The sequence below is a fragment of the Serratia sp. TSA_130.1 genome (genome assembly GCF_052691795.1).
The window spans coordinates 587264-612675 of sequence record NZ_JBQZFS010000002.1 but is presented as its reverse complement, the minus strand read 5'-3'; the positions used below and the strand labels follow the sequence as shown (position 1 = coordinate 612675).

Annotated in this window: 26 protein-coding genes; 14 read left to right on the top strand and 12 right to left on the bottom strand. The window is 61.3% G+C overall.

Annotated elements, in window-relative coordinates; all coding sequences use genetic code 11:
- The first annotated feature begins 15 nt into the window (after positions 1 to 15).
- The 3 genes from prpC (at position 16) to ACUTQY_RS09575 (ending at position 3390) form a co-directional block, all read left to right on the top strand.
- On the top strand, positions 16 to 1179 hold the full coding sequence (prpC, locus tag ACUTQY_RS09585) for a bifunctional 2-methylcitrate synthase/citrate synthase (RefSeq protein ID WP_046686664.1): 1164 nt from the start codon (positions 16 to 18) through the stop codon (positions 1177 to 1179).
- 50 nt (positions 1180 to 1229) lie between these two features.
- A complete protein-coding gene (locus ACUTQY_RS09580) occupies positions 1230 to 2681 on the top strand; it encodes a bifunctional 2-methylcitrate dehydratase/aconitate hydratase (RefSeq protein WP_046688443.1) in 1452 nt (483 codons plus the stop codon).
- 79 nt (positions 2682 to 2760) lie between these two features.
- Complete coding sequence (locus ACUTQY_RS09575) at positions 2761 to 3390, top strand: LysE family translocator (RefSeq protein ID WP_046686665.1); 630 nt, start codon at positions 2761 to 2763, stop codon at positions 3388 to 3390.
- Here ACUTQY_RS09575 and ACUTQY_RS09570 read toward each other — a convergent pair.
- On the bottom strand, positions 3387 to 4226 hold the full coding sequence (locus ACUTQY_RS09570; protein WP_046686666.1) for a helix-turn-helix transcriptional regulator: 840 nt from the start codon (positions 4224 to 4226) through the stop codon (positions 3387 to 3389). The genes ACUTQY_RS09575 and ACUTQY_RS09570 overlap by 4 nt on opposite strands.
- Positions 4227 to 4325: 99 nt before the next feature.
- Here ACUTQY_RS09570 and ACUTQY_RS09565 point away from each other — a divergent pair, with 99 nt between their 5' ends.
- The 4 genes from ACUTQY_RS09565 to ACUTQY_RS09550 are packed head-to-tail and all read left to right on the top strand — an operon-like array spanning position 4326 to position 9337.
- Complete coding sequence (locus tag ACUTQY_RS09565; protein WP_046686667.1) at positions 4326 to 5750, top strand: MFS transporter; 1425 nt, start codon at positions 4326 to 4328, stop codon at positions 5748 to 5750.
- Between the two features lie 57 nt (positions 5751 to 5807).
- On the top strand, positions 5808 to 6437 hold the full coding sequence (locus ACUTQY_RS09560; RefSeq protein ID WP_033642379.1) for an FMN-binding negative transcriptional regulator: 630 nt from the start codon (positions 5808 to 5810) through the stop codon (positions 6435 to 6437).
- A 37-nt stretch (positions 6438 to 6474) separates the two neighbouring features.
- Positions 6475 to 7434 carry a DNA-binding protein YbiB gene (gene ybiB / locus ACUTQY_RS09555; RefSeq protein ID WP_046686668.1) on the top strand — a complete coding sequence of 320 codons (960 nt, stop codon included), beginning with the start codon at positions 6475 to 6477 and terminating at the stop codon, positions 7432 to 7434.
- A 46-nt stretch (positions 7435 to 7480) separates the two neighbouring features.
- Positions 7481 to 9337, top strand: a complete 1857-nt coding sequence (locus ACUTQY_RS09550) for a M3 family metallopeptidase (protein ID WP_046686669.1) — start codon at positions 7481 to 7483, stop codon at positions 9335 to 9337.
- 62 nt (positions 9338 to 9399) lie between these two features.
- Here ACUTQY_RS09550 and ACUTQY_RS09545 read toward each other — a convergent pair whose 3' ends face one another.
- Positions 9400 to 10035: a carbonic anhydrase gene (locus tag ACUTQY_RS09545; RefSeq protein ID WP_004939270.1), complete on the bottom strand. Its 636-nt coding sequence runs from the start codon at positions 10033 to 10035 to the stop codon at positions 9400 to 9402.
- A gap of 273 nt (positions 10036 to 10308) precedes the next feature.
- On the opposite strand from ACUTQY_RS09545, the gene ACUTQY_RS09540 reads away from it, so the two are divergent.
- Positions 10309 to 10725, top strand: a complete 417-nt coding sequence (locus tag ACUTQY_RS09540) for a putative T6SS immunity periplasmic lipoprotein (protein ID WP_046686670.1) — start codon at positions 10309 to 10311, stop codon at positions 10723 to 10725.
- 67 nt (positions 10726 to 10792) lie between these two features.
- On the opposite strand, the gene bhsA is transcribed toward ACUTQY_RS09540, so the two are convergent.
- A complete protein-coding gene (gene bhsA / locus ACUTQY_RS09535) occupies positions 10793 to 11053 on the bottom strand; it encodes a multiple stress resistance protein BhsA (protein ID WP_015377148.1) in 261 nt (86 codons plus the stop codon).
- Positions 11054 to 11220: 167 nt separating this feature from the next.
- The gene (locus ACUTQY_RS09530; RefSeq protein WP_046686671.1) at positions 11221 to 11850 is read right to left on the bottom strand and encodes a flavin reductase family protein; all 630 of its coding nucleotides are present in this window, start codon (positions 11848 to 11850) and stop codon (positions 11221 to 11223) included.
- A 118-nt stretch (positions 11851 to 11968) separates the two neighbouring features.
- On the opposite strand from ACUTQY_RS09530, the gene rlmF reads away from it, so the two are divergent.
- The 5 genes from rlmF to ACUTQY_RS09505 all read left to right on the top strand — a co-directional run bounded on the left by rlmF (position 11969) and on the right by ACUTQY_RS09505 (position 16932).
- Positions 11969 to 12934 carry a 23S rRNA (adenine(1618)-N(6))-methyltransferase RlmF gene (gene rlmF / locus ACUTQY_RS09525; protein ID WP_167325058.1) on the top strand — a complete coding sequence of 322 codons (966 nt, stop codon included), beginning with the start codon at positions 11969 to 11971 and terminating at the stop codon, positions 12932 to 12934.
- Positions 12935 to 13229: 295 nt separating this feature from the next.
- Positions 13230 to 14534, top strand: coding sequence for a methyl-accepting chemotaxis protein (locus ACUTQY_RS09520; protein WP_046686672.1), 1305 nt, complete (start codon positions 13230 to 13232; stop codon positions 14532 to 14534).
- Between the two features lie 180 nt (positions 14535 to 14714).
- Positions 14715 to 15284, top strand: coding sequence for a TetR/AcrR family transcriptional regulator (locus ACUTQY_RS09515; RefSeq protein ID WP_046686673.1), 570 nt, complete (start codon positions 14715 to 14717; stop codon positions 15282 to 15284).
- A gap of 11 nt (positions 15285 to 15295) precedes the next feature.
- Positions 15296 to 15934, top strand: a complete 639-nt coding sequence (locus ACUTQY_RS09510) for a GNAT family N-acetyltransferase (protein WP_046686674.1) — start codon at positions 15296 to 15298, stop codon at positions 15932 to 15934.
- Positions 15922 to 16932 (top strand): alpha/beta hydrolase family protein, encoded by a 1011-nt coding sequence (locus tag ACUTQY_RS09505; protein ID WP_046686675.1) that lies wholly within the window; start codon positions 15922 to 15924, stop codon positions 16930 to 16932. The genes ACUTQY_RS09510 and ACUTQY_RS09505 overlap by 13 nt, the downstream gene beginning before the upstream one ends.
- A 2-nt stretch (positions 16933 to 16934) precedes the next feature.
- Here ACUTQY_RS09505 and ybiO read toward each other — a convergent pair whose 3' ends face one another.
- The 6 genes from ybiO to dps all read right to left on the bottom strand — a co-directional run bounded on the left by ybiO (position 16935) and on the right by dps (position 22785).
- Positions 16935 to 19154 carry a mechanosensitive channel protein gene (ybiO, locus tag ACUTQY_RS09500; protein WP_052752678.1) on the bottom strand — a complete coding sequence of 740 codons (2220 nt, stop codon included), beginning with the start codon at positions 19152 to 19154 and terminating at the stop codon, positions 16935 to 16937.
- A 154-nt stretch (positions 19155 to 19308) separates the two neighbouring features.
- Entirely contained in the window at positions 19309 to 20031 is a 723-nt protein-coding gene (gene glnQ, locus ACUTQY_RS09495; protein WP_004939230.1) for a glutamine ABC transporter ATP-binding protein GlnQ, read from the bottom strand.
- Positions 20028 to 20687, bottom strand: coding sequence for a glutamine ABC transporter permease GlnP (glnP, locus tag ACUTQY_RS09490; RefSeq protein ID WP_004939229.1), 660 nt, complete (start codon positions 20685 to 20687; stop codon positions 20028 to 20030). Before glnP ends, glnQ begins: the two co-directional genes overlap by 4 nt.
- Before the next feature lie 103 nt (positions 20688 to 20790).
- Positions 20791 to 21534, bottom strand: coding sequence for a glutamine ABC transporter substrate-binding protein GlnH (gene glnH, locus ACUTQY_RS09485; protein WP_016928516.1), 744 nt, complete (start codon positions 21532 to 21534; stop codon positions 20791 to 20793).
- 338 nt (positions 21535 to 21872) lie between these two features.
- Positions 21873 to 22139 carry a DksA/TraR family C4-type zinc finger protein gene (locus ACUTQY_RS09480; protein ID WP_033650555.1) on the bottom strand — a complete coding sequence of 89 codons (267 nt, stop codon included), beginning with the start codon at positions 22137 to 22139 and terminating at the stop codon, positions 21873 to 21875.
- Between the two features lie 142 nt (positions 22140 to 22281).
- The gene (gene dps / locus ACUTQY_RS09475; protein ID WP_016928514.1) at positions 22282 to 22785 is read right to left on the bottom strand and encodes a DNA starvation/stationary phase protection protein Dps; all 504 of its coding nucleotides are present in this window, start codon (positions 22783 to 22785) and stop codon (positions 22282 to 22284) included.
- A gap of 357 nt (positions 22786 to 23142) precedes the next feature.
- Between dps and ACUTQY_RS09470 the strand changes: the two genes are divergently transcribed.
- Entirely contained in the window at positions 23143 to 23694 is a 552-nt protein-coding gene (locus ACUTQY_RS09470) for a shikimate kinase (protein ID WP_046686676.1), read from the top strand.
- On the opposite strand, the gene nanQ is transcribed toward ACUTQY_RS09470, so the two are convergent.
- Both nanQ and rhtA read right to left on the bottom strand, forming a co-directional pair.
- Positions 23676 to 24143 (bottom strand): N-acetylneuraminate anomerase, encoded by a 468-nt coding sequence (gene nanQ, locus ACUTQY_RS09465; RefSeq protein ID WP_033650557.1) that lies wholly within the window; start codon positions 24141 to 24143, stop codon positions 23676 to 23678. The genes ACUTQY_RS09470 and nanQ overlap by 19 nt on opposite strands.
- Positions 24144 to 24275: 132 nt before the next feature.
- Positions 24276 to 25163 carry a threonine/homoserine exporter RhtA gene (gene rhtA / locus ACUTQY_RS09460; protein WP_046686677.1) on the bottom strand — a complete coding sequence of 296 codons (888 nt, stop codon included), beginning with the start codon at positions 25161 to 25163 and terminating at the stop codon, positions 24276 to 24278.
- Positions 25164 to 25412 lie beyond the last annotated feature (249 nt).

Here is a 25412-nt window from a genome sequence, read left to right as displayed (position 1 = left end):
CCAAATGAGGACAGTATGAGCCAAGCGATCCCCCCGCAAAGCCCGACTGGCGTTAAGCCGAAAAAATCCGTGGCGTTATCCGGCGTGCCCGCCGGGAATACCGCGCTGTGTTCCGTAGGGCGCAGCGGCAACGATCTGCACTACCGCGGTTACGACATTCTCGACCTCGCGCGCCACTGCGAGTTTGAAGAGGTCGCCCATCTGCTGATCCACGGCAAGTTGCCCAACCGCGACGAACTTCATGCCTACAAGCAGCGGCTCAAAGCGCTGCGCGGCCTGCCCGCCAGCGTACGCACGGTGCTGGAGGCGCTGCCGGCGGCATCTCACCCGATGGACGTGATGCGCACCGGCGTTTCGGCCCTCGGCTGCACGCTGCCGGAAAAAGAGCAGCACGGCGCGGCCGGCGCGCGCGACATCGCCGACCGGCTGCTGGCGTCGTTGGGATCGATGCTGCTGTATTGGTATCACTACAGCCACAACGGCGAGCGCATTCAGCCGGAGACCGACGACGATTCCATCGGCGGCCACTTCCTGCACCTGCTGCACGGCGCAGCACCTTCCGCCAGCTGGGAGCAGGCGATGCACGCGTCATTGATCCTGTACGCCGAGCATGAGTTCAACGCCTCGACCTTCGCCGGCCGGGTGATCGCCGGCACCGGATCCGATGTCTATTCGGCGATCGTCGGCGCCATTGGCGCGCTGCGCGGGCCGAAGCACGGCGGCGCCAACGAGGTGTCGCTGGAGATCCAGCAACACTATGAAACGCCGGACGAAGCGGAAGCCGACATTCGCCGCCGCATCGACAACAAAGAGGTGGTGATCGGCTTCGGGCACCCGGTGTATACCGTCTCCGATCCGCGCCATCAGGTGATCAAAGAGATCGCGCTGCGCCTGTCGCAGGAAACGGGTGCGATGAAGCTGTATGACATCGCCGACCGGCTGGAAAGCGTAATGCGCGACACCAAAAACATGTTCCCCAACCTCGACTGGTTCTCGGCGGTGTCTTACCACCAACTGGGGGTGCCCACCGAAATGTTCACGCCGCTGTTCGTCATGGCGCGCGTCAGCGGCTGGTCGGCGCACATCATCGAGCAACGGCAGGACAACAAAATTATTCGCCCGTCCGCCAACTATACCGGGCCGGAAGCGCGAGCCTTCGTACCGCTGGATCAGCGCTGAGCGCCGGTCGTTATCGTGTCGTTTTCACTCTGGAGCCTTTGGGAATCATGATGCTTGAGTCTGCCAATACCCGCCGTCCGCCATTCGATCGCGAAATGGTCGATATCGTCGATTATGTGATGAAAGAGGCCGTCGATACCCCGGCGGCGTACCGCACCGCCCATTATTGCCTGCTCGATACCCTCGGCTGCGGGCTGGAGGCGCTGAGCTACCCGGCCTGCAAGAAACTGATGGGGCCGGTGGTGCCGGGCGCCGAGGTGCTGAACGGCAGCCGGGTGCCCGGCACCCGTTTCCAGCTGGATCCGGTGCAGGCGGCGTTCAATATCGGCACCATGATCCGCTGGCTCGACTTTAACGACACCTGGCTGGCGGCGGAGTGGGGCCACCCGTCGGACAACCTGGGCGGGATCCTGGCGGTGGCCGATTGGCTCTCTCGCCAGGCGGTGGCGGCGGGCAAAGCGCCGCTGACCATGCGGCAGGTGCTGATCGCCATGATCAAGGCGCATGAGATCCAGGGCTGCCTGGCGCTGGAAAACGCCTTCAATCGGGTAGGGTTGGATCACGTGCTGCTGGTGAAGGTGGCGTCCACCGCGGTGGTGGCGCAGCTGCTCGGCCTGAGCCGCGAGGCGATCCTGAACGCGGTGTCGCTGGCGTGGGTGGACGGGCAGTCGCTGCGCACCTACCGCCACGCGCCGAACGCCGGCACCCGCAAATCCTGGGCGGCGGGGGATGCGACCGCCCGCGCGGTGCGGCTGGCGCTGATGGCCGCCACCGGTGAGATGGGCTATCCCTCGGCGCTCACGGCACCGACCTGGGGATTCTACGACGTCTCGTTCAACGGCAAACCTTTCCGCTTCCAGCGGCCGTACGGCGCGTATGTGATGGAGAACGTGCTGTTTAAAATTTCGTTCCCGGCGGAGTTCCATGCCCAGACCGCCGTGGAGGCGGCCATGACGCTGCATCGTCAGATGCAGGCCGCCGGCAAAACCGCCGCCGACATCGCCGCAGTGAGCATCCGCACTCACGAGGCCTGCCTGCGCATTATCGACAAGCAGGGGCCGCTGGATAACCCGGCGGATCGCGATCACTGCATTCAGTATATGGTGGCGATCCCGCTGCTGTTCGGCCGGCTGACGGCGGCGGATTACGAGGACCGGGTGGCCGAAGATCCGCGCATCGACGCATTGCGTAGCAAGATACATTGCCATGAAGATCCCGCCTTCACGCGCGATTATCACGATCCGGAAAAACGCTCGATCGCCAATGCGCTGACGGTGGAGTTCGCCGACGGCAGCCGTCTGGATGAGGTGGCCGTGGAGTATCCTATCGGCCATGCGCGGCGGCGCGAAGAGGGCATCCCGCTGCTGATCGAGAAGTTCAAAACCAACCTGGCGCGCCAGTTCCCGGCCCTGCAGCAGCAGCGCATTCTTGAGGTGTCGCTGGACCGGCAGCGGCTGGCGCAGATGCCGGTCAACGAGTATCTCGATTTGTGGGTGATCTGACGCGAGCGGCGCTGACAAGCCACGTCGGCGTCGCTATGATGGATGCTCCATCCCCGTCCGTCTTCTTATCAGGTGATTCATGATTGATGCTGCAACGCTGTTGTTGTTTTCCGGTGCCTGCGTGGCGCTGGCGCTGACCCCCGGCCCGGATATGCTGCTGATCGCTTCGCGCAGCGTCAGCCAGGGGCGGCGGGCCGGTTTCGCTTCGCTGGCGGGCATTCAACTCGGCACTTACTGCCATGCGCTGGCGGCGGCGCTGGGGTTGTCGCAACTGTTCGTCGCGGTGCCGCTGGCTTACGACGCGGTGAGAATGTTGGGCGCAGCTTATCTGCTCTACCTGGCGTGGAAAACGTTGCGATCCGGCAGCAGTCTGCAGGCTTCCGCCGGGTTGCAGGCGGTGCCGACGGCGCGCATTTTCCGACAGGGGCTGCTGACCAACATCCTCAACCCGAAGATGGCGCTGTTCGTGCTGGCGCTGTTCCCGCAGTTTATCGATCCGCACGCCGGCTCGGTGGTGGTGCAGATGCTGGCGCTGGCGACGGTGCTGAATCTGGTGGGGTTGCTGATTAACGGCGGGGTGATCCTGGCGGTCAGCGGCATGAAAAGCCGCTTCGCCGGCCGCCGTTTCACCGCCCGCTGGCCGAACTACCTGCTGAGCGGCGTGTTCGCCGGGCTGGCCTGCAAACTCATTTTCGACAGCCGTCGTTAATCCTCGCGCAGCAGCGCTTCAAACGCCGCGCTGGCCGGTTCGTCCGGCAGCGCGCTGTACATCACCAGCCGCAGATGGTTCTCTTCGTCGACGATGAAAGAGGCGTGGTCAAAGGTGACCGGGCCGATCTCCGGGACGACGAAGCTGCGCCGCCCCTGACAGCGTCCGTGAATGTCATGCTGCCGCCAGAGCCGGCGGAACGGCGGCGACACCCGCTCCAGCGCCTGCACCCGTTGGCGCATCACCTCATCCTCCGGCGCGCGGGCGTAGTCGCGGCGGAAGCTGGCCAGGATTTGCGGCGCCTGCGCTTGCCACTCCAGCAGGCGCTCATTGAGCTGCGGATCGGCAAACAGCATCCATAACATGTTGCGCTCTTGCGCCGGGCGCTCTCCGATGGCGAACAGCCGCTGCGCCGCCGGATTCCAGGCGATAATGTCCCAACTCAGGTTCATGACGTAGGCCGGCCGCAGCGCCAAATCGTCCAGCAGACGCCGCACCAACGGCGAAACCTGGCACCACTGATGCCCAACCGGCACCGGCGGGCGCTGATGCGCCAATAAGAACAGGTGGTAGCGGCCGGCGGCGTCTAGCTGCAGCACCCGCGCCAGATTTTCCAAAAACGTCACCGACGCATTGATTTCCCTGCCTTGCTCCAGCCAGGTGTACCAGGTGAGGCCGACGCCGGCCAGCGCCGCCACCTCCTCGCGCCGCAATCCCGGCGTGCGGCGGCGGCTGCCGCTCGGCAAGCCGACCGCCTCTGGCGACAGTTGTTCTCGCTTTTGCCGCAGAAAATCCCCCAGTTCGTGGCGGGTGCGTTCGAGGGTGCGTGGGGGCATGTCGGCCGTCCTGTTGCTGTCAGTAATAGTATAAATGGCTATATAGTAACAGTTTAAACCTTGTTCCATACTGCGGCCATCATAATCTCTGGAGGTGGTATGGAACATTCATTATCTGGTGAGCGGCGAGGGCTGCCCGGCCTGCCGGTGCTGCTGTTGGGCGGTTTCGTCACGGTGTTCGATCTGTTCGTGGTCAACGTGGCGGCGCCGGTGATCCAGCGGCAGTTCGCCGCCGATTTCGCCGGGGTCGGTTTGATCGTCGCCGGTTACGAGCTGGCGTTTGGGGTGCTGTTGATCGCCGGTGGGCGTCTGGGCGATCGCTTCGGGCGTCGGCGCTTGTTCAGCCTCGGCATGCTGGGATTCACGCTGAGTTCTCTGCTGTGCGGGTTGGCGGGATCGCTCAGCCTGTTGATCGCCGCGCGTATTCTGCAGGGGGCGACGGCGGCGCTGTTGTTCCCGCAAATTTACGCCTTGATGCGGGTGCTGTACGCGCCGCAACAGCGGCGGCGCGCTTTCGCCTGGCTGGGCATGACGCTGGGGTTGGCGGCGATCTTCGGCCAGATCCTCGGCGGATTTATCATCGAGGCCAACCTGTTCGGCAGCGGCTGGCGCATGATCTTTTTGATCAATTTGCCGATCGGCGCACTGGCGCTGTGGGCGGTGCGGTGCATTCCCGAATCGCGGGTGGCGCAGGCGCAGCGGCTGGACGGCGTTGGCCTGTGGCTGGCGGCGACCGGCCTGTCGCTGTTGCTACTGCCGCTGCTGGAGGGACCGGCGCGCGGCTGGCCGTGGTGGATAGCGCCGATGTTGGCGTTGGCGATGCTGACGCTGTGGGGCTTCCTGCGTTGGGAGCGGCGTCTGGCGCAGCGCGGTGACGATGCGGTGCTCGATCCGGCGCTGTTCCGCCAGGCGGGTTTCGCGCCGGGTATGGCGGTGGTGCTGGCGATTTATGCCACCGCTTCCTCGTTTTTCTTGTGTTTCGCGCTGCTGCTGCAGGCGGGGGCGGGGCTGACGCCTTTTCAGGCGGGCAGCCTGTTCGCCCCGGCCAGCGCGGCCTTTATGTTGGCGTCGATGCTGGCGCCCCGGCTGGCGCAGCGGTGGGGCAACGTCGTGCTGAGCGTGGGCGTGGCGATTTACGCCGCCGGGTTGGCGCTATTGATGGCGCAGGCGCTGTGGGGTGAGGCGCTGGCGCATCCGCTGCGGTTGCTGCCGGGGTTGGTGGTGCTGGGGTTCGGTCAGGCGCTGAGCATGACGCCGCTGCTGAATCTGGTGCTGGGTTTGGCGCAGGAGCGGCAGGCGGGGATGGCGGCGGGCCTGGTTGCCACCGTGCAGCAGGTGGGAGGCGCGTTGGGCATCGTGGTCAGCGGCGTCGGTTTTGTGCCGCTGTTGGCGAGCGGCGGCGCGGCGGAGCGCTATGCCCAAGCCTTTGCCGGCGCCATGGTATTTAATCTGTTGGCGATGGGCGTGGCCCTGCTGTTGTTAAACCGGATCACTCGAAATAGCCAGAAAGCGGATCTTAAGTAGGCCGCCGGCGGGTGCTTTACTGTTGTCATCATGAGAGAGCGATAAGGAGCCGCACTGATGTTTCAACCCGCCGCATTTCGCGAAGACGATCTGGATGCCCAACTGGCGTTGATCCGCGCCCACCCGCTGGGGCTGTTGGTCAGCCACGGCGAGCACGGATTGACGGCCGACCCGCTGCCGTTTGTGGCTGATGTCGAGCAGGGGCAGCTGCGGCTGCGGGCGCACCTGTCGCGCGCCAACGAGCACTGGCGGCGGTTGCGGCACGCCGCGGAATGCCTGGTGATCTTTCAAGGCCTGGAAGGTTATGTGTCGCCAGGCTGGTACCCGAGCAAACGCCAGACCGGCAAGGTGGTGCCGACCTGGAATTACAGCGTGGTGCAACTGTATGGCGTGCCGACGGTGACGGACGATCCGGCCTGGCTGCGCCGCCAACTGATCGACCTGACGGCGCAACAGGAAGGGCGCCGCCCGGCGCCCTGGCGGCTCGACGACGCGCCGGCCAACTACATCGCCGCGCAGCTTAAAGGCATTGTCGGTATCGAGATCGCCGTCACCCGGCGCGAAGGCAAATGGAAGATGAGCCAAAACCGCAGCGCCGACGATGCCGGCGGGGTGATCGCCGGGCTGCGCGAGGGCGATGACGCGCAGCGGCGACTGGCGCAGGAGGTTGAGCGGCGGCGCGGATAGGGTATGCTAACTGAAGGGCAGCCAGGGGAACCTTCGGATGGATTACACCAAAATTATCAAAGAAATAGGCCGCGGCAAAAATCATGCGCGCGACCTGGATCAACAGACCGCTTTTCAACTGTATCAGGCGATGCTGGCCGGGCAGGTCCCCGAACTTGAGCTTGGCGGCATTCTGATCGCGCTGCGCATCAAGGGCGAAGCCGAAGAGGAGATGCTGGGGTTCTACCAGGCGATGCAGCAGCAGGTATTGTCGCTGCAGGCGCCGCAAGGGCGCCCGCTGCCGGTAGTGCTGCCGAGCTACAACGGCGCGCGCAAGCAGGCCAACCTGACGCCGCTGCTGGCGCTGCTGCTGGCGAAAGTGGGCCTGCCGGTGGTGGTGCACGGCGTCCTGGACGACAGCACCCGCGTGACCAGCGCCGAGATTTTCCGCGCTCTGGGGCTGCCGTGGTCGGAACAGGCCGCTCACGCCCAGCGGCGTCTCGATAACGGCGAGGCGGTATTCATGCCGGTTTCCACGCTGTCGGCGCCGTTGGCGCGGCAGCTCGGGCTGCGTTGGCGCATGGGGGTGCGCAACAGCGCCCATACGCTGGCCAAGCTGGCGACGCCGTTTGGCGAACAGGATGCGTTGCGCCTCGCCAGCGTCTCACATCCGGAGTATGTTGGCCGGGTGGCGTCGTTTTTCCGCCAGATCGGCGCCCGCGGGTTGCTGATGCACGGCACGGAAGGCGAGGCCTACGCCAACCCGCTGCGCTGCCCGCAAATTCACCACATCGTCGGCGGCGAACAGCAGGTGCTGCTGGAGCGCACCTTGCCGGATGAAACACCGGCATTGCCGGCGGCGAAAGACGCTGAAACCACCGCGCGCTGGACTGAACGCTGTCTGGCGGGCGAGGTGGCGATCCCGCAGGCCATCCAGCGGCAGGTCGCCTGTTGCCTGGTGGCCGCCGGCGAGAGCGAGACGCTGGAGCAGGGGCTGCAGCGCCTGCGTCAGGCCTAAGCGCGACTATACTGGGATATTTCCTCATCGGCTGAGAAGGACGGTTATGCAACAGGCTCTCGATTACTTCAATCAATTGAACCAGGATTACCTCGACGTTCACCGCGCCAAAGAAGAGCTGTTCTGGCAAAACTACATGGGCACCGGCGATGAAGACGTCTCGGCGCGCTTTTCCGCCGCGGAAAGCGCCTATAAGCGCTTCGTCGCCGAACCGCGCCGGCTGGCCGAGATCCGCAGTCTGCTTGCCGGGCTGGAAGCGTTGCCGCAGGAGGCGCAGCGCGATGCGCTGATCCATGGCCTGCAAGGTTGGCTGCGTTTCTTCGACTGCAACGCCATCGAAGATCCGCAGGCGCAGGCGCTGTTGGATCAGATCATTCACGCCGAGTCCGATCTTTACTCGCGCCGCAAGGGCTATCAGGTCACGCACCTGAACGCCGAGGGCCGGCGGGTGGCGGCCTCGCTCGGCGAACTGTTGACCAACCAGGCAACCAACCCGAACGAAGACTACCGCCGCAGCTCGCAGCAGGCGCTGCGCGACCTGGAGCAATGGCTGCTGCATAACGGCCTGCCGGAGCTGATTGGCCTGCGCAACCGCTTTGCGCGCCAGATGGGCTATCGCAACTATTTCGACTATAAGGTGAACAAAACCGAGCGCATGACGCCGGAGCAGCTGTTCGCCATTCTGGATCGCTTCGAGCGGGAAACCCGCGCGGCCAACGCGCGCAGCCTGCGGCAGCTGGCGGCCGACAAGGGCGACCAGGCGCTGGAGCCGTGGAACGTACGCTTCGCCAGCGCCGGCGACGTCACCCGTCAACTGGATCCTTACTTCCCGTTTTCTCGTTCGCTGGAACGCTGGGTCGACAGCTTCAAACGTCTGCACATCGGTTTTGGCGGCGCCGAGATGAATCTCGATCTGCTGGTGCGCAAAGGCAAGTATGAGAACGGCTTTATGCACGGCCCGGTGCCGCCGTTTGTACGTCAGGGGGAATGGGTGCCGGCGCGCATCAACTTCACCAGCCTGGCGCAGCCGGGGCAGGTGGGCAGCGGGGCTTATGGGCTCAACACGCTGTTCCACGAGGGCGGCCATGCGGCGCACTTCGCCAACATTCGCCAGAATGCACCGTGCTTCTCGCAGGAGTTCCCGCCGACCTCGATGGCCTATGCCGAAACCCAGTCGATGTTCTGCGACAGCCTGCTGGACGACGCCGACTGGCTGAAACGCTATGCGAAAAACGCCGCCGGCGAAGCGGTGCCCGATGCGCTGATTGAGGCCGGCATCGCGGCGCGCCAGCCGATGCGCGCGTTCAACGAACGCCATATCCTGCTGGTGCCGTACTTCGAGTGGGCGTTGTATCAGTGGGATGACGAGCAGCGCACGCCGGAAGCCATCACCGCGCTGGCGCGCGAGGTCGAGCAAAAGATCCTCGGCATCAGCGGCAGCCCGCGCCCGACGTTGGCGATCCCGCACCTGCTGTCGCTGGAGTCCGCCTGTTCCTATCAGGGTTATCTGCTGGCGATGATGGCGGTGGAGCAAACCCGTCACTTCTTCCTGCAGCGCGACGGTTACCTGACGGACAACCCGGCCATCGGCCCGGATCTGGCGCAACACTACTGGTTGCCGGGCAACAGCGTCAGCCATGACGACACGCTGCGCAGCCTGACCGGCGAAGGGTTTAATCCGGACTATCTGGCGCAGGCCTGCAACCAGACGGTGGCACAGGCGTGGCATGAGGCGCAGCAGACGATGGCCGCCGCGGCCAAGCGCCCGCAGCCGCCGGCAGATTTCGATTTGCAGGCGCACATCCGGGTGGTGGATGGCGAGACGGTATTGGCGGACAACGCTGAGGGTGACGAACGGATGTGCCGCGACTTCGCTGCGGCGATAGAGGCGCGCTTGGCTTAAGGCGGATAATAAAATCCACGCCGCGGCGTGGATTTTATTTAATGGCTAAACCGGACGCTATTTTATTCGAAATAGACGTCGGGATTATCGGCCAAAGACACGAAGCTCTTGGTGTTTCTATCCAGCGTGCGAATTTCGCCGCTTTCGATGTCGTACACCCAGCCGTGCAGGCGCAGCCCGCTGTTGCGCAGACCCACCGCCACAGAAGGGTGGGTTTTGATATTATTTAGCTGAGCAATAACGTTCTCTTCGACCATAGCGTTAACTTTGTCTGTTTCGCTATTCCACGTTTTCTTTTCGACCACCGCTTTTGCCGCATCGGCATAGTGCAGCCAGTGAGCCACGGCAGGCATGGGATCGAGGCACTGGCAGGAGGCTATCGCTTTCATTGCGCCGCAGTTCGAGTGGCCACAAATCACGATATCGGTAACCCCCAACGCCACCACTGCATACTCGATGGTGGCAGACACGCCGCCCGGCTCCGGGCCGAAGGAAGGGACGATGTTGCCGGCGTTACGGATAACGAAAAGCTGCCCAGGTTCTTGCTGTGTGACCAGCTCGGGCACTAAACGGCTGTCAGAGCATGAGATAAACAGCGCTTTGGGATTTTGGCTGGAGGCAAGGCTGCGGAACAGTTCCTTGCGCTGCGGGAAAATCTCTTTCTGGAAACTGAGGAAACCTTCAATGATATGTTGCATACAACGTTCTCTGCATCTGTAGTCTACGTAACATGATAATCATCCTCTCCCGTTAGTCCAGCTATGGGCAGGTAAAAAAATGTGTGTGCAAGCCCCGCAAACCCCATTGAATACAGGGTTTCTGCCTGTTGGCGACAGAATTTTCCGGCTCGTTTACGCGTGGGGGCTGACGAAGCGGACGATAGGAAAATAGCTGTCGTATCTATTTAAAACTCGCTATGAAACCGTGTTACGGTTGTTCCTTCGAGAGCCGCGTAATCCTAAGGCGATGAAATGAAAAAACTGACTTTTTTATTGGCGCTGGCATTGCTGAGCGGCTGTGTGCAGGAACGTCCCTGGTTCTATCCGGCAAACGTCAGCGTTAAAAACAATCGCGTATGCATTAGTGTGCCGGACGATATTGACGGAAAACGCGAGCTGGTGGGCATCGGAATTTATCAACCGGGGGCCGGAGGGAAGGCGGAATGGTCCACGTCGGTTGCGCCGGGCCAGCAGCCGATAGCGGTCATGCCTGGCGAATGCCTGACGGAGGCTTTCGACGGGTTCAAGATTGGGCATAGCTATTCGGTTGAGATTGCGACGGTCGGCAATGCGTCAAATGAGGCACCGCGCAAATATTGGACTGAATTTACATTGGTTGCTGACAAAGCGGACGGCAAAAAACTCACTGTCTTACCCATTCAGCGCTAATGCACTTGAACATAAAAAAAGCCCGCCGGGGGGATAGCCGGCGGGCTTTTTGACGTCTGGGCGGCGATTATTTGTAGATAACCGCGGTGGCGTGCATCAGGTTATTGCCGCTGGTGGAGGTGATGGTAAAAGCCTTGGCGCCCGCCGCATCGGCTTTGGCGGCCAACTGGGATTTCAGGCTGCTCAAGTCGGTCGCGCCGCTGGCGACGATCACGCCGGCTTTTTCGAATTGGGCGGCATCCTGCGCGCTGACGTGTTCAGCGGCGAAAGTGGTGAAAGAAACGGTAGCCAGGGCGATAGCGGCAGCAAAAGTTTTGATGGTTTTCATGTTCGTCATTCCTGTCAAAGTCAATTAGGGAGAAAGGGGTTTGCCTTTCGATGGGAGGATTATTGCGCAGTGACAGGCGGGATGAAATCGGAGAGTGTTGATGGTTTTATTCAATTTTTTTGATTATTAATTCCCCCGTTTATCTTCTGCCTAAACGGGGGAAACGATCAGCGTGTCGGGCGCGTCAGATCGAAACGGTGCTGTTCGGAAATGCCGTAGTAGGCGGTCGGGCCGCCGGCGCGCAGGATCGGTTCGGCGGCGGCGGTCTGGTAGACGCCGTGTTCATCCAGCAGCGCCGGATCGAGATGCACCGCCACCACCTCGCCCAAGACCAGCCAGGTCTCCACCTGTTCCCCGGCGGCGGTTTGCAGTTGGATGCATTGGGTCAACCGGCATTCGAAGTTCACCGGGCTTTCGGCCACGCGCTCGGCTTTGACCCGGCGCCCGGGCAGCGGCGTAACGCCGGCGAAGGCGAATTCGTCCTCACCGCGCGGCAGGGTGATGGAACTGTTGTTCATCGCTTCCGCCAGCGGGCGCGTCGCCAGGTTCCAAACGAACTCACCGGTTTCCACGATATTCGCCACGCTGTCTTTCCAGCCGGTGCTGGCGAAACCGATGATCGGCGGGCGATAGTTGAAGCAGTTGAAAAAGCTGTAGGGGGCGAGATTACGCAAGCCGGCGGCGCTGCGGGAAGAGATCCAGCCGATGGGGCGCGGGCCGACGATGGCGTTCAGCGGATCGTGCGGCAGGCCGTGGCCGGCGGCGGGTTCATAATAATAGCGAGATTCACGGCTCATGGGGGCCCCTGTGGCAATCGATGAAGCTTTCATTGTGCCGGGTTTCCCGCCGCTGCGCCATTCCGGGCCGGATGTGTTATCTTACGCGCCGGAAATACCTTCAAGAGAGCCCGTCACGGTGGAAAAAAAGAAAACCTTCCCGCAGCAGAAAAGCGGCCTGCATCCGCGCAACCGTCATCGTTCGCGCTACGACTTCCCGGCGCTGATCGCCAGCTGCCCGGCGCTGGCACCGTTCGTAAAACCGAACGCCTGGGGCGATGTTTCGGTGGACTTCGCCGATCCGGCGGCGGTGAAAATGCTCAACCGTGCGTTGCTGCAACACTTTTACGGCATCGAACACTGGGATATTCCGGCTGATTACCTGTGCCCGCCGATCCCCGGCCGCGCCGACTATCTGCACCACCTGGCGGATCTGCTGGCGACCAGCAACGGCGGCGAGATCCCGCGCGGCAAGGGCGTGGCGATCCTCGACGTCGGCGTCGGCGCCAACTGCATTTACCCGATCGTCGGCCTGCGCGAATACGGCTGGCGTTTCACCGGCTCCGAAATCGATCCGGTGTCGCTGAACGCCGCCAAAATGATCGTCGAGATGAACCCGACGCTGCGCAACAGCGTGCGTCTGCGGTTGCAAAAACAGCCTGAGCTGATTTTTAGCGGCATCATCGGCGCGGCCGAGAAATTCGACGCCACCCTGTGCAACCCGCCGTTCCACGCGTCCGAGCAGGAAGCGCGTGCCAGCACCCGCCGCAAGCTGCATAAATTGGGCAAAGGGGAAGTGGCCGACAAGCCGGTGCAAAACTTCGGCGGCAAGAACAACGAGCTGTGGTGCGAAGGCGGCGAAGAAGCCTTTGTGCGCAAGATGGTGGAAGAGAGCGTCAGCAAGGCCAATAACTGCCTGTGGTTCACCTCGCTTATCTCGAAAAACACCACGTTGCCGGCCATCTACCATGCGCTGAAAGTGGCGGGGGCGGCCGAGGTGCGCACCATCGAGATGGCGCAAGGGCAGAAGATCAGCCGCTTCGTCGCCTGGACCTTCCATGACGCCGAGCAACAGGCCGCCTGGGCAGCCGAACGCTGGCGTTAATCTTCCCGGCGCCGGTTATCCTGCCGGCGCCGACAAAAATCCGCATTTTACCTTTCAATTTTCATCACTTACGTTATTCTCAATACAGTTATTCATAATAAAAATCTTAGGTTGTTGGTTTATTTAAATTCGAATAATTACTTTACTGAATAAATAAATTTAATCCGGTTAAGAGCAATAACCAGAAGGATCGGCGCTGCCCGCTCCTTCCGCGATGGCACGTCTGCGTGTGGGCGCGGCATGTGGCCAGACAAAATAAGAAAAGCGCGATCATCTGCCACAAGGACTACACCCTATGCTGTTACGATTCAGTCAGTTAACTACCCACAAAGGCGCCGAGCTGAGCGCGATAGAACACGCCGTTCCCATGATTGTATTCTCGCCCGACGGTACGGTATTGCGCGCCAACGATCTCTTTCTCAGCACGCTCGGATTTCAACGCGATGATGTGATAGGCCGGCATCATCGTATTTTCTGCGATCCGAACTATGTCGCCAGCCCGTTATATCGCGAACATTGGGAGACGCTGAATAAAGGGCAACCCATCACGGACACGATAAAGCGCATCGCGAAAAACGGCGAGGCGGTGTGGCTGCAGGGCACCTATGCGCCGGTGCTGAATAAACAGGGTAAGGTGGTGGAAATCGTCAAGATCGCCAGCGAAGTGACCGAGCGAGTGACCCAGGCGCAGGAACACCGCAGCCTGCTGGCGGCGCTGAATCGCTCGATGGCGATGATTTCTTTCACGCCGCAGGGCGACATTGTCAGCGCCAACGACAATATGCTGGCGCTGATGGGCTATCGGCTGGAAGAAGCGTGCGGGCAGTCGCATGCGGTGCTGTGCCCACCGGCGTTCGCCGCTTCCGACGACTATCGGCGGCATTGGCAGCGCCTGGCGCGCGGCGAGTTCATCACCGGGCGTTTTGAGCGCGTCAACCGGCGCGGCGAACGGGTCTGGCTGGAGGCCAGCTATAACCCGATCCTCGACAACGACGGCCAGGTGGTGAAAGTGGTGAAGATCGCCCAGGACATCACCCGGCTGATGCAACAGCAGCAGCATGAAGAAGAGATGGTGCGCAACGCGCATCATCTGTCGCTCGATACCGACCGGCAGGCGGCGCAGGGCGCGGTCATCGTGCAGCAGGCGGTGAAGGGCATGCAGCAGGTCGAAGCGGCGGCGCGCGAAACCTCGGACGTGGTCACCGAGCTTGGCAAGTGCTCTCAGCAGATCGGCACCATCGTCGAAGCCATTCGTAAAATTGCCTCGCAAACCAATCTGCTGGCGATTAACGCCTCCATCGAAGCCGCCCACGCCGGTGAGCACGGGCGCGGTTTTGCGGTGGTGGCCAACGAGGTGCGCACGCTGGCGGAACAGTCGCGCAAGGCGGCGACCGAGATCGAACGCATGACCAAGTCTATCCAGCAAGGCGTGGCGGCGGCGATCGCCGGCATGGCGACCTGCGTGGAACAGGCCGGCGGCGGTGTGGCATTGACCCATGACGCCGGAGAAGTGATCAATCAGGTCAACATCGGCATGCATGACGTCGTGAAACTGATGCAGGCGTTTACGTCGGTGAAGCAGGGCGACGCGCTGCACTGAGTTTGCCGGGCGCCGCCCCTGAAAGCGGGGCGGCGCTTGTCTCTTCCCACCGATCTCTGCACCGTTGAGCCGCGGTTCAATTTTACCGGTCTATGCTAGAATTGAAAATGAACGAACGTTCGTTCATTTTTTTGTATCAATTTACGGCGCCCAGCGCCCTCATTGCTTCGGGAGCTGCCGATGGGAAACCGAGAAAAGATTGTCGACGCTGCGCTGCACAGCTTTACCCATAAGGGATTTCACCAGACCAGCATGCGGGATATCGCCCAGGCGGCGGGCGTCAGCGTGGGCAACCTCTATAACCATTTTTCCGGCAAGGAGGCGCTGATCGGCGAGATCGCGCTGCTGGAAAACGGCGTATTCGCCGAGTTCGCCGCCGCATTGCGGGCCGAGAAAAAGCGGCCGAAACAGGCGCTGTCGGCCTTTTTCACCGCCTATCACGCTTTTGTCGCCGAACCGGACAATGTGCAACTGACGGCGGAGATTGTGGCTGAAGTGGCGCGTAACCCGGCATTGGCCGAGCCGTTCAGCGCCAACCAGCGGCAGTTGATTGAGGCGCTGGCGACGACGATCGCCGAGGCTCAGCAAATCGGCGAGATCGCGCCGGCGATAGCGCCCTTGCCGCTCGCGCAGCTGGTGCTGGACGTGATCGAAAGCCAGGCTTGGCGGCAGGCGATCTTCGCGTCGCCTTCGCCGGAGGCGATCACGCCGGTGCGGCTGTTGGAGCAACTGCTCTACCGCCAACCCTAGTCGAGGTTGATATGTTGCACATTGAGCCTTATCGCGACGCTGACCGCCTGCAAACGGCGGCGTTGATCTACGCCGCGTTCTGCAACAAATTCCAGCGCGCGCGCCGTCTGAGCGCCCGCCTTCAGTGGCGTCTGTTCTATCGGCTGTGGAGTTGGAAGCAAAGCGGCAGCCGGGAGCGCAGCTTCGTGGTGAAACAGGATGAACAGGTGGTGGCGGCCTTTGCCCTGAATGCCATCGATGGCGAGAACCGCGCTGGGCCACGTCCGCGCGCCTTGCCGATTTGGCGGCTGTGTCGCCGCTATGGCTGGCTGAACGTTTGGCGTATGTATCTGCAAATTGCGGTGTTGCAGCACACCCCGGCGGCCGATGAGCTGTATCTTTCCTACCTGGCGGTGGCCGAGAGTCAGCGCGGCAAAGGCGTGGGCAGGCGACTGCTGCAGTGGATGAACGACTACGCCGCCGAACAAGGCGCAGGCCGGCGCCTGAGCCTGCACGTCAGCCGGCGCAACGTCGATGCGCAGCGTCTGTATCAGCGCTGCGGTTTTCAGGTGCGGCGCGAAGAACATTACGCCTCGCTGGGCTTGCTGTTCGGCCAGGCCGATTGGGTGTTGATGGAGAAACGCAGCGGGGAGGCGACGTGCGCAGAATAGGGCTGTGTCTCGTGGCGCTGCTCCTGCCGGTGCTCGGCTGGGTGATTTACGTCAACGACTTTCGCTTTGTCACCGAACCGGTCGTGGTGACCGCCGGTGGCAATCGGCTGACCGGCACGCTGGTGCTGCCGAAGCATGCGCCGGTGAAGCCCGGCGTCGTGGTGTTCGTGCACGGCGATGGACCGGCCAACGCCAGCCGCGACGAAGGCTATTACGGCATTTGGGAGACGATGGCGCAGCAGGGCTATGCGGTTTTATCCTTCGATAAGCCGGGCGTGGGCGGCTCCGGCGGCAACTGGCTGCATCAGACCATGGCGGATCGCGCGCGGGAAACCGTCGATATCATCGACTGGGCCCGGCGGGACGGGCGCTTCGATGCGCGCTGCGTGGGGCTGTGGGGCACCAGTCAGGCGGGGTGGGTGATGCCGGAGGTGGCGCGTTTGCGCCCCGACATCGCGTTTACGCTCGCGGTGGCGCCGGCGATCAACTGGCTGCGGCAGGGGCGCTACAACACCCGGGCGGCGATGGCGGCGGCAGGGGACGATGAAGCGTCGATCGCCGCGCGCGAGGCGCACTGGCGCCACATCCAAACATTGCTCGAACAGCCGGACGGTTACGAACAGTACCGCCGTGAGTCTGGCGCCGCCGCTGCATTGAGCGCCGACCGCTGGCGCTTTATTCGCGCCAACATGGCCAGCGACGCGACGGCGGGATTGCGGCATTTCGCCACGCCGGTGCACCTGATCCTGGGCGGGCGCGACGTCAACGTGGACGCGGACGAAACCGAGCGCGTGTATCGGCAAACGATCCCAGCCTCGCTGCTGACGGTGACGCGCATCGACGAGGCCGATCATGTGATGGTCAAGCCGCTGTTCGCGCGCCATCCGTGGCTGATCAACGTGGTGGGCCTGTTTGCCCCGCGCTCGGTGCAATACGATGCCTACCGGCAGGACGTGGCGGCCTTCCTGGCCGCTCAGCCCTGCGGGCGCGGGCGCTAACCTCAGATCGCCGCGGGCGGCGCCTGCTCGTCATGCGGCTGCGGCGCGCGGGAAATCTGCATCGCCTGCTGCGGCATGCCGATGCCGGCCCGATCGAAATGGATTTTCACCAGCCGGTCGAGGGCGTATTGCACCACCCACTGTTTCAGCGCCTGCGTGCGCACCGTCACGCGGGTGGTGAACGAGCGATCGCCCAGCGCCACCACGCCGTTGAAGACCGGCTCGCCAATCAGGAAATGCTTCACCTGTTCATCCTGCTTCAGCGCCTCGATGGCCTGATGCAGCACCTCATTGACCCGATCGATGTCCTCGTCGCGGCTGACGGTGTAATTGGCGCGGTATACCCCGAACTCACGCGCATAGTTGGCCAACGTGGTGATCGAAGAGTACGGCACGATGTGATAGACGCCGTAGTCGTCGCGCAGGCCGATCGAGCGGATGGTCATGCGCTCCACGGTGCCGGTGATGCCGCTGACGGTGACGTATTCGCCGGTGTTCATGCCGTTTTCAAACTGGATGAACACGCCGGTGATCACGTCTTTCACCAGCGTCTGGGCGCCGAAGCTGATGGCCAGCCCCAGCGCGCCGGCGCCCGCCAGCAGCGGCGCGATGTTCAGTCCGACCTGCGACAGCACGATCATCACGGTGATGGTGCTGATAACGATAGCCAACACGTTGCGAAACAGCGTCAGCAGCGTGCGTTCGCGCGCGCTCGGCCGCACGCCGTTGCTCAGCTCCAGCGCCAGGCGGTGCTCGATGATGCTGGCCATCAGCGTCCAGCTGAACACGGCGATCAACAGGATCAGCAGAATATGCACCAGCCCGCCGAGCGTCCGCTGGCCATTTTCGCTGCCCGCCCATTGATACAGGTTGATCAGATGCCAGGCATCGAGCAGAAACAGCGTCACTGCCAGCACCACCATCACCCGCAGTATCTTCAACCCGTTGGGGATGTAAGAGTTGATGCGCCGCTCGAGCATCGGATAGCGCAAATTGACGTCGGTCGGCAGCGAAATGCGGCGGAAAATCCAGCGGGTCAGCATGCCGGACAGCAGAGCGCCGACACCGACCACCAGCAGGCTTTTTACCGTGGCACTCATCATAAAGCGCAGGCTGTTGCCGATGTCGAACTGGGACAGCACGAACAGCACCAGAAAATAGGCGATCGCCAGCAGGTGCCAGACATGCCCCAGCCCGCGCAGAATCACGCTGAAAAACGCCATCGACCGTTCGGCCAGCAGGTTGATCTGTTGCTGTATCGGTTTGCGGTTGTGCAGGATCAGCCAAATGGCGTATAGCGTCAGCGCCAGCATTACCACCAGGTTGACGGCGGCGGCGGCCGAATAGCTGATCTGCACCGCCACCACCGGCACCACCACCATCAGGCCATAGCCGATCAGGCCGCTGAGCCAGGCGAGGCGGGTGTTCCAATAGCGTGCGCTCCGATCGCTGAAGGGGAACGGGCGCAGATAGTCGAAGCTGGGGGCGAAAATCAGCCGCAGCACCGCCTTGAAAAATTCAATTACCGCGAAGGCGCTGAGAAACAGGGTCTGCAGCCGCAGAATGGTGGCGCTGTCGGCGTGGACGTGGCGGGCAAACAGGTTGCCTGCCGCCAGCGCCAGCAGCAGCACCAGCAGATCGATGGCGAAAGCGCCGAGAATGGCGGCGGGGCGCTTATACCACGGGCCGCGCTGCAGCCTGGCGTTGTGCCCCCAACTGCCCATGCGCTTGTACAGCGGCGCGATCAGCCGGCGGATCAGGTGGAACAGCGCAAAGGTGACCGCCACCGTCAGCAGAAAGTAGCCCAGCGCGCGGAAAAAGCCGGCGGGATTGAAAACGCGCTTCGGGCCGGAATCGATCAGCTTTTGCAGCGCGCCGAGCTTCTGGTTAAAGGTGCCGATGCCTTCCTGCGCCAGCGAGTTCAGGCTGTCGCTCAGCGTAACGGGCGTCGATTCCTCCGGCGTTGCCGGCGCGGCGGCCGCAGCGTCGCCGGCGGTCTGTTTCAGGTGGTCGATGAGTTCCGCGCGCGCTTGGTCGTCTTGCAGCAGATCGGCCAGCGCGGCGTAGGCGGCTTTCTGCTGCTCGCTCTTGTCGGCGGGCGCAGGCGGCGCGTTTTGCGCCAGCGCCGGTGGTGCGAAGACGCTCAGGGTCAACAGCAGCAGCAGGAAAAGCAGGTGTTCTCGCAGATGAGAACCTCGTCGGGAGTCTGCGTTTGGCGGCATGGTTCCTCTCTTTGGCGTTCTGTGATCGGCGGATGTCAGAGCAATACGATGAAAAACAATCAATATAGTAGGAAAGGAAGCGCGATGGGGCGTGGGAGAGCGTGCGGAATGAAAGCGGCGGGCGCGTGGCGCGCCCGCCGTTAAACCGCCAGGATCAGGAAACGTGCTGCAGGAATTCCTGCAGACGCGGGCTCGGCGGATGGTTGATCAGATCGTGCGGGTTGCCGTCTTCGGCAATCCGGCCCTTGTCGATAAAGATCAGGCGCGACGCCACTTTTTCGGCAAAGCCGACTTCGTGGGTGACGATGACCATCGTCATGCCTTCCTCGGCCAGGTCTTGCATCACCTTAAGCACTTCGTGGCGCAGCTCCGGATCGAGCGCGGAGGTCGGCTCGTCGAACAGCATCATTTTCGGCTTCACCGCCAGCGCGCGCGCGATCGCCACGCGCTGCTGCTGGCCGCCCGACAGTTCGGACGGGTAGTGGTGGGCGCGCTCAGCCAGACCGACCTTGGCCAGCAGCTCGCGCGCCAGCTTTTCCGCATCGGACTTCTTCGCGCCGCGCACGCGGATCGGGCCGAAGGCGACGTTTTCCAGCGCCGTCAGGTGCGGGAACAGGTAGAACTGCTGGAATACCATGCCGGCTTCCTGGCGGATCAACCGATCGTCTACTTTCGGATCGTTGGCTTTCAGGCCATCGACGATCAGATCGCCGCTGGTCACTTCTTCCAGCTTGTTGATGCAGCGCAGCAGGGTGGATTTGCCGGAGCCGGACGGCCCGATGATCACCACCACTTCGCCTTTGTCGATCTTCAAATCGATGTTGTGCAGCACCTGGGTTTGGCCAAAATGCTTGGAGACGTTTTTAAATTCAATCACAGGATTTTCATCCTTCTTTCCAGACGACGCAGCACGAAGCTCAGCACCAGAGTAATAATCAGGTAGATAACCGCCACGGCGCTCCAGATTTCCAGCGCGCGGAAGTTACCGGCAATAATTTCCTGACCCTGACGGGTCAGCTCCGCCACGCCGATCACGATGAACAGCGAGGTGTCTTTGATGCTGATGATCCACTGGTTGCCCAGCGGCGGCAGCATGCGGCGCAGCGCCAGCGGCATAATGACGTAGCGGATGGTTTCGCGGCGCGACAGGCCGAGCGCCAGCCCGGCTTCGCGGAAACCGTTATGGATAGACAGCACCGCGCCGCGGGTGATTTCCGCGATGTAGGCGCCGGAGTTGATCATGATGGTCACCACCGCCGCGGTGAACGGATCGATGCGCAAATCGGTGAACGCCATCGGCAGGGCGAAGTAGATGAACATCACCTGCACCACGATCGGCGTGCCGCGGATCACTTCGATAAACACCAACGCGATGTGGTTGGCGATCCATCCGCCGTAGGTGCGGGCAAAGCCGGCGACGAGGCCGATGATCAGGCCGCCAATCAGACCGAGGACCGAAATCCACAGGGTCATTTTGGCGCCCTCTAACAAGATAGGAATGGCGGGCCAGATGGCGCTCCAGTCGAACTGCATGATATTTCTCCCGGTGATCCCAAACGTGGGTATCAGATACAACGAAGCGCAGGGGGTTAAGCGACCCCCTGTGCTTAAGTTAATAGCGTGCCAAGTTCACCGCTTACTTAGGTTCGGTGCCGAACCACTTCTTGTAGATTTCGTTATAGGTGCCGTTCTCGCGCAGGGTTTTCAGCGCGCCGTTCACCTTCTCGCGCAGCGCATCGCTGCCTTTAGGGAAGGCGATACCATACTGCTGTGCTTCCAGCGAATCGCCGACGGTTTTGAACTTGCCGGCGCCGGCCGTCTTGATGAAGTATAAGATGTTTGGCGTGTCGTGCAGCACCGCGTCGGCGCGCTTGGTGCCCAGTTCCATATAGGCGTTGTCAATGTTCGGGAACTGACGCAGATCCTTGGTTTTGATGTGCTGCTTGGCGTAATCCACCGAGCCGGTGCCGCTCTTCACCGCCACCACTTTACCGTTCAGATCGTCGATGCCTTTCACGCTGTTGTTGTCGGCATTGACCATGACCAGCAGGCCGCTTTTGTAGTAACCGTCTGAGAAGTCGATGGCTTTCTTGCGCTCATCGGTGATGGTGATGCCGGCCAGCGCCAGATCGACGTTTTTGGTCTGCAGCGCCGGAATGATGCCGCCGAAGTCCATCGGTTTCAGGGTGTAGTCCAGCTTCAGCTCTTTGGCGACGGCGGCCCACAGGTCGATGTCGAAGCCGACGTATTTGTCGCCTTGCTTGAACTCAAAAGGAACGAAAGCGGTGTCGGTGGCGACCACCAGTTTGTCTGCTGCGTGGGAACTTACGGCAAAGGCCAGGGAGAGTGCGGCCAGGGAGACTTTAAAAATCGACTTCATGAGAGGAATTCCTGTACAGGTTGCGGATTACCCATTTTTTATATTGCAGTTGGTGCCATGAAAAAATCGTGCCATGTTTTCAACTAATATAAAAACAAAGAGTTACTGCGTGATGTTGTGCCGTGACGGCGAATAGTTATGGTTATGCACCACAATGAGGCACCGAAATGGTGCGTAAGAATTATCTTGGTGCACGGGGCTATCATTAACCAAATTTTGGCTGTGAAACAACCGTTCTTTAACGTTTTTGCTTCAATATTGATAACTAACTCTAACTTTCATGATCCATTGACGGTGCAAGCGTGGCCGCGAGAGGGGAAAAAGGGGAGCAGATAATGCTAGCGCAACTGGCTGTCTTTGCTGCCGCGCCGGTTGTACAGGCTGCTGGCCGCGTGTTTTTTGTCTTGTTCGGCCTGGCAGGCGACACAAAAACGCACCCCCTTCAGCGCCTTGCGGCGCGCCTCGGGGATCGGTTCTCCACATTCCTGGCAATAGCGCTCGCTCTCGCCATGCCCGAGCGCATCACGCGCACGCTGCACCGCATCGTCGACGGTAGAATCAATCTGATCTTGTACGGCGCCGTCCGCCGCCCAGCCGCTGGCCATCATGACCTCCTGACAAGGGAAACCTACCGTTTAATATGGGCCGTTTTTTGCACAATTCAACGGCCGCGCAAAAGAAAACAGGCCGGGCGAAGCCCAGCCTGTTCTGCCCGGCACGACGGGCGGTCTGCAACGCGCTGCGGCGTTATTCGATGTTGGATTCGATGAACCACAGGAACTTGTCCAGATCGCGCGAGGCGGCGGTGAACATGTCGGCGGTGTCTTCGTCTTCCACTTCGGTAATGGCCTTACGGATGTCATTCGCCACCGCGCCGTAGCGATCGGCCAGCGCTTTCAGGTGTTCTTGCACGCTGTGGATATTGGTCGGATAGCTTTTCAGCGGCGTGCGATCGTTCACCACCTGTACGGTGCCCAGCGCCACGCCGCCCAGCTGCACCACGCGCTCGGCGAAGGTGTCCTGGTGCTCGATGATGGCGGTGCGGAAGCCGTCCAGCATTTCATGAACCGCGATAAAGTTCGCGCCACGCATGTTCCAGTGCGCCTGTTTGGTGATCAACGAAAGATCGATGAATTGCACGACCTGATGGTTCAGCGCCTTGATGGCGGCCAGTTTGATTTTTTCGTCCAGATCGTTACGGGTATACAGCAGATCAGAAGATTTCGTTTTCACCAGTTTAGCGGTACTCATATCAGATATCCTCTTGATTAGTCGTTGTCCTATTTCATTACGGGATCAATTATAGCAGGGCTGTTTATTTTTGCCGGACGAAAATGGCTATTGCACAAATAGGGTTAGCCTACGAATAATGGGTCTGGTTGAATTTTTAATTAATGCAACACCATGAAAAATATAATTATTTATCATTTTCTGGTTTATTGTTTATGGCTGTGAAAATTTACCCTGGTTATTTTATTTTTTCGCCTGCGGGCTTCGGCTAAATATCCGCTTTGTTATCGTGGTGTTAATTTCTCATCCATTCATATTGATAGCGGTAATTGATGCCGCTACAGTAGGGCAATTATCCTCTCTCTTTATAGGCGAATAATGAAAATTAACGTCGTCGGCACCAGCGGCAGCGGTAAAAGCACCCTGGCGCGTCAACTGGCGGAACGGCTTGGCGTGCCCTATATCGAGATGGACAGGCTGTATTGGCGGCCCGAATGGCAGGGAACGCCTGATGACGCGTTCCTGGCGCGGCTTGAACAGACGCTGGCCGAAGCGGGGGATGGCTGGGTGCTGGATGGCAATTACAGCCGCACGCAGCCGAGCAAGTGGCGCGAGGTCGATTATATTCTGTGGCTGGACTACGGTTTCGGCCGCACGCTGTGGCAGGCCGTGCGCCGCGCGTGCCGACGCGCGGCCGGCAAAAGCGAGCTGTGGCCGGGCACCGGCAATCGGGAAAGCTTCCGCCGTTCTTTCTTCAGCCGCGAGTCGATCGTGCTCTGGACGATCCGCACTTACTCGAAGAACCGGCGAAAATACCTGGCGGAGATGGCTCGTCCCGACGCCGGACGCCGTTTCGTGCGCCTGCGTTCTCCCCGCCAGGCCGCCGATTTTCTACGGGCGCTGCCGCAGGTTCACAGCAGCAGACGGTGATGGATCCTCACCACCGCTTTCTTGATTTGCTGTGGCCGCTGCCACACGCAGCCGGTCTTGTGCGGCTCCATCTGGAAAAAGAGGGCGAACATGCCGTGCGTCATGTGCAGCGTTTGCGGGTGGCGTTTGATGTCCAGCAGCAGCAGATCGCTATTTTCCGCGTGGGGGTGTTCGCGATGTCCGTTGCCCGCCAGACCGTATTCGATGCGCTCTTCACCGCTGATCAGCAGATGCAGCGCAATGTATTCCTGATGCATTTCGGCGCGCTTTTCCGCCGCCGGCGCGGTGGTCAGCGTCATCACGTCCATAAAGATGTTGTCGCCGTCGATCGGGTGATGCCCCAGCGCCAGTTCTGGCAGGTCGCATCGGCGCAATTCGGTCAGGGTTGAAACCAGCGCCGGCGCGAGTCCGCGGCCGAAGCGTGGGTTGAACAGGCTGTTGTGAATCACTGTTATTCTCCATGTGAGCGAAAGTCCAAAGAGCCTGCGATACAGGCTAAGGGGAAGTATGCCGACTTGTCACGAGGAAAACAGTTAACCCGCCTGCATTCCGACGTTGCGGTCTGCAGGCGAGTCGGGTCATCAGGAAAGGCTTTCGAAGCGAGGTTTGGGGCGAATGGTGAGGGCGGAGCCCATGGAGGCGGCGATGATCGCCGCCAGCGCCAGCCATTGCACGCCGCTCAGGTGTTCGCCGAGGAACAGCATGCCGGATAACGCCGCCATCGCCGGTTCCAGGCTCATCAAGGTGCCGAAGGTGCGCGCCGGAATTTTGGGCAGCGCGATGATCTCCAGCGAATAAGGCAGCGCGGTGGAGAGGATCGCCACCGCCAGCGCTATCGGCAGAATCTCAACGTTGAACAGCACGCTGCCGGTTTGCCAGGCGCCGATCGGGCAGAACACCAACGCGGCGATCAGCGAGCCGAGCGCCACCGTGCCGGGGCCGTGATCGCCGCCGGCCTTCTGGCCGAAGATGATATAGACCGCCCAGCAGGCGCCGGCGCCGAGCGCGCAGGCGGCACCGAACGGGTCGATTCCGCCTACGCCGTGACCAAGCGGCAGCAGGAACCACAGCCCGGCGATCGCCAACGCCACCCAAAGGAAGTCAATCGGCCGCCGCGACGAGAACATGGCCACCGCCAGCGGGCCGGTAAACTCCAGCGCCACGGCGATGCCGAGCGGCACGGTGCGCAACGACAGGTAGAACAGGTAGTTCATCGCGCCGAGCGACAGGCCGTAAATCAACAGCGGCAAGCGGCTGCCGGCGGCGATGCGCATGCGCCACGGGCGGAAGATGATGAACAGAATCAGGGTGCCAATGAAAAGACGCAGCGTCGTGATGCCTTCCGCGCCCACGATCGGGAACAGGCTTTTGGCCAACGAAGCGCCGCTCTGGATCGACACCATGGCGATGATTAACAGACAAATGGGCAGCAGCGCGGAGGGCGCTCTGCCGGCAGTAGATAACGACATCCTTAACGGGCCTTTTATGCGCCGTTCCTCAGCCTTGAGAAAACGGTCGAAACGGGGATGCGAGCAGTGTAAATGAAATGGCGAAAATCTGTCTGAGAAAAGCGCGCATCGCGGTGAAATCCGCCGATCCTCGGATGAGATGTGGCGGATTTGGTCAAAAAATGCGCTTTTTCTTAAGAATTATCTGGATATTAAATAGGTGATTTTTGTCACAGAAAGTCGTAGAATACGGCCGAAAATAGAGCGAAA

Bases quoted from the DNA above. Each gene is read 5' to 3' on its own strand.
- prpC (WP_046686664.1), top strand. From the start codon at position 16: ATGAGCCAAGCGATCCCCCCGCAAAGCCCGACTGGCGTTAAGCCGAAA.
- ACUTQY_RS09580 (WP_046688443.1), top strand. From the start codon at position 1,230: ATGCTTGAGTCTGCCAATACCCGCCGTCCGCCATTCGATCGCGAAATG.
- ACUTQY_RS09575 (WP_046686665.1), top strand. From the start codon at position 2,761: ATGATTGATGCTGCAACGCTGTTGTTGTTTTCCGGTGCCTGCGTGGCG.
- ACUTQY_RS09570 (WP_046686666.1), bottom strand. From the start codon at position 4,226: ATGCCCCCACGCACCCTCGAACGCACCCGCCACGAACTGGGGGATTTT.
- ACUTQY_RS09565 (WP_046686667.1), top strand. From the start codon at position 4,326: ATGGAACATTCATTATCTGGTGAGCGGCGAGGGCTGCCCGGCCTGCCG.
- ACUTQY_RS09560 (WP_033642379.1), top strand. From the start codon at position 5,808: ATGTTTCAACCCGCCGCATTTCGCGAAGACGATCTGGATGCCCAACTG.
- ybiB (WP_046686668.1), top strand. From the start codon at position 6,475: ATGGATTACACCAAAATTATCAAAGAAATAGGCCGCGGCAAAAATCAT.
- ACUTQY_RS09550 (WP_046686669.1), top strand. From the start codon at position 7,481: ATGCAACAGGCTCTCGATTACTTCAATCAATTGAACCAGGATTACCTC.
- ACUTQY_RS09545 (WP_004939270.1), bottom strand. From the start codon at position 10,035: ATGCAACATATCATTGAAGGTTTCCTCAGTTTCCAGAAAGAGATTTTC.
- ACUTQY_RS09540 (WP_046686670.1), top strand. From the start codon at position 10,309: ATGAAAAAACTGACTTTTTTATTGGCGCTGGCATTGCTGAGCGGCTGT.
- bhsA (WP_015377148.1), bottom strand. From the start codon at position 11,053: ATGAAAACCATCAAAACTTTTGCTGCCGCTATCGCCCTGGCTACCGTT.
- ACUTQY_RS09530 (WP_046686671.1), bottom strand. From the start codon at position 11,850: ATGAGCCGTGAATCTCGCTATTATTATGAACCCGCCGCCGGCCACGGC.
- ACUTQY_RS09520 (WP_046686672.1), top strand. From the start codon at position 13,230: ATGCTGTTACGATTCAGTCAGTTAACTACCCACAAAGGCGCCGAGCTG.
- ACUTQY_RS09515 (WP_046686673.1), top strand. From the start codon at position 14,715: ATGGGAAACCGAGAAAAGATTGTCGACGCTGCGCTGCACAGCTTTACC.
- ACUTQY_RS09510 (WP_046686674.1), top strand. From the start codon at position 15,296: ATGTTGCACATTGAGCCTTATCGCGACGCTGACCGCCTGCAAACGGCG.
- ybiO (WP_052752678.1), bottom strand. From the start codon at position 19,154: ATGCCGCCAAACGCAGACTCCCGACGAGGTTCTCATCTGCGAGAACAC.
- glnP (WP_004939229.1), bottom strand. From the start codon at position 20,687: ATGCAGTTCGACTGGAGCGCCATCTGGCCCGCCATTCCTATCTTGTTA.
- glnH (WP_016928516.1), bottom strand. From the start codon at position 21,534: ATGAAGTCGATTTTTAAAGTCTCCCTGGCCGCACTCTCCCTGGCCTTT.
- ACUTQY_RS09480 (WP_033650555.1), bottom strand. From the start codon at position 22,139: ATGGCCAGCGGCTGGGCGGCGGACGGCGCCGTACAAGATCAGATTGAT.
- dps (WP_016928514.1), bottom strand. From the start codon at position 22,785: ATGAGTACCGCTAAACTGGTGAAAACGAAATCTTCTGATCTGCTGTAT.
- ACUTQY_RS09470 (WP_046686676.1), top strand. From the start codon at position 23,143: ATGAAAATTAACGTCGTCGGCACCAGCGGCAGCGGTAAAAGCACCCTG.
- rhtA (WP_046686677.1), bottom strand. From the start codon at position 25,163: ATGTCGTTATCTACTGCCGGCAGAGCGCCCTCCGCGCTGCTGCCCATT.